This is a genomic window from Syntrophobacterales bacterium, from assembly GCA_019429105.1.
Lineage (GTDB): Bacteria > Desulfobacterota > Syntrophia > Syntrophales > UBA5619 > DYTH01.
Genome location: JAHYJE010000090.1, coordinates 1 through 2,197 on the forward strand (window position 1 = coordinate 1; position 2,197 = coordinate 2,197).

The following is a 2,197-nucleotide window of genomic DNA, read 5'->3' on the forward strand; positions in this document are numbered from 1 at the left end:
GTCGTTCGTGGCAAGGGCCGTGTACTAAATCGCCTCCCTCTGCTGTCGGATATTGGAGAGGCCTTGGCGCTCTACATCAGTAAGGACCGTGGCGCCAGCACATCCCGGCAGGTCTTCCTCCGAATGTCAAAGAGGGCTGCCTCGCCGAGGCCGTATATTTCCTGGATATCTTTTCCGTCAGCCAGGCTCTGGGCGATTCCGGCCTGATCCTTCAGTGCCGTATGCCAGACAAGCCGACTGGTGATATTGTGAGATGCTTTTGACGCCAATTCTTGAGTTTCAATAGTTGATTTCATGGCTGCACCCTACACGAAAAAGCAGTCCCTGTCAAGTCCGGTATGTGACGTAACTAATTAAAATCATTCATGTAAAAAGGCGATTTTGAGGCCCCCTGAAGGCATGTTCAGGTGCTGAGACCGGATACTCGTCGATAATTATCGTTCGACCTGGAGCGAATCAGGGACATCTGAAGGCATTCTGAAAGGTGTCCTGAAATCGCCCCGCCGATAATGAATTTGCACAACTATATGATTTGTAAAAATAAATTCAAATTATTTTCAAAAAATTGCCGTCGGGGGCTCGCTTATATCAAATATCCAGCGCATTTCTATTTGCTCTTGACAAATAGAACTTTCGTTCTATTATGGACGGTCTGATTTTCTCAAAGGAGAGAAATCATGTCCGCTCCTGCCGCTGTTTATCGCCCCCGGAATCCACAGTTATCCGATTATTATCGTTGCGTGGAGGACAATTTTGAGACCTTTATCCAAATCTATGATGAACATTTCTCACGGCAGTACGGCTTCTGGCGGCCTTATGTCGAGCAGGTGATCTATCGCTATCTTGATTGCGGAAATTTGCGAAACGGGTTTGCCCGTGTGAAATGCAAAGACTGCGGCCACGAATACCTTCTGGCATTCTCCTGCAAGCGCCGTCATTTTTGCCCATCATGCCATCAGAAGCGCGTGGTGGAAAACGAAGTTTAATGTTCATAATTTGGGGAATGGCTCTGCATGGATGTCGTCAAGAAGATTCCCCACCGGCATTTTGTATTCAGCATCCCGAAAATCCTCCGCCGTTACTTCCTCTACGATCGGACACTTCTTGCCGATCTCAGCCGCTCGGCATGGGAATCCCTGAAGGTTTTTCTCCAGGATGCGGTTCACGAAAACGATCCCATTCCCGGCGCCGTCATCGCTGTCCAGACCTTCGGCGACCTCCTCGGTTTCAATCCCCACTGCCACATCCTGGTGACGGACGGCTGTTTCTACGGCAACAAGGGCATGTTCCGAGTCGCCCCACCCCTGGAACTGAAAGCGAAGCTTAATGTTCATAAAAAGCTGGAGGCCATTTTCCGGCACAAGTTGTTAAGGATGCTTCTGAACAAGGGAAAGATCACGAAGGAGATGATAGCCATGCTCTCAACATGGCGGCACTCCGGGTTCAACGTCTTCTGCGGCAACCGCATCTCGCCTGACGATGATACGGCCATGGAAAACCTGGCTCGTTACATCATCCGGGCGTCCTTTTCCCAGGAAAGAATGCAGTATCTGGATCAAGAGGGGGAGGTCGTTTATAAATCCAAGGATGGCAAGGATACAAAGGTTTTCCCCGCTTTAGAATGGCTGGCGGCGATGTGTTCGCACATCCCGAACAGGGGCGAGCAAATGGTGAAGTATTACGGATACTACAGCAACGTCTCGCGGGGAAAACGCCAGAAGGAAGGTCTGGATGACGCCATCCCCTTCATCATGGAAACTCAGGGAAACAAAAAGGCTTTCCGTAAAAACTGGGCCAGACTGATTCAAAAGATATACGAGGTAGATCCCCTTGTCTGCCCTAAATGTCAGGGGACGATGCGGATCATCAGCTTTATTGAAGACCCCTCGGTGATCCGGGATATCCTCAATCATCTGGGGCTATGGCTGGTAAAGGCAAGACCGCCGCCAAAGGCTCACGTCCTGCAAGGGGGACATGACACCCGGTACGCCGATGACGATCAGCTTCAAACAAAAGCTGATACCATCTACGGCGATCCCGAAAGCGCAGCTTAATGTTCATAATACACCGGGGATGAATACATCCAGTCATAACGCATTCTGGAAAAACGGCGTGCCGGAGAGGTCTGCCTGCATTGTGCTGATAAAAGCCCGCTTGCTGGGGAACTCGACCAGAAAGTGAGCAGATTTATGAAGAT

The 2,197-nt window shown here is 50.1% G+C and carries 3 protein-coding genes; 2 read left to right on the forward strand and 1 reads right to left on the reverse strand.

Annotated features, from left to right (window positions below):
• Positions 1-71: 71 nt before the first annotated feature.
• Positions 72-296 (reverse strand): hypothetical protein, encoded by a 225-nt coding sequence (locus tag K0B01_14830; GenBank protein ID MBW6487417.1) that lies wholly within the window; start codon positions 294-296, stop codon positions 72-74.
• 381 nt (positions 297-677) lie between these two features.
• Here K0B01_14830 and K0B01_14835 point away from each other — a divergent pair, with 381 nt between their 5' ends.
• The gene (locus K0B01_14835) at positions 678-986 is read left to right on the forward strand and encodes a transposase zinc-binding domain-containing protein (protein ID MBW6487418.1); all 309 of its coding nucleotides are present in this window, start codon (positions 678-680) and stop codon (positions 984-986) included.
• A gap of 27 nt (positions 987-1,013) precedes the next feature.
• A complete protein-coding gene (locus K0B01_14840) occupies positions 1,014-2,054 on the forward strand; it encodes a transposase (protein ID MBW6487419.1) in 1,041 nt (346 codons plus the stop codon).
• Positions 2,055-2,197: the final 143 nt, after the last annotated feature.

Coding starts and splice junctions, on each gene's coding strand:
- K0B01_14835 (MBW6487418.1), top strand. CDS start 678: ATGTCCGCTCCTGCCGCTGTTTATCGCCCCCGGAATCCACAGTTATCC.
- K0B01_14830 (MBW6487417.1), bottom strand. CDS start 296: ATGAAATCAACTATTGAAACTCAAGAATTGGCGTCAAAAGCATCTCAC.
- K0B01_14840 (MBW6487419.1), top strand. CDS start 1,014: ATGGATGTCGTCAAGAAGATTCCCCACCGGCATTTTGTATTCAGCATC.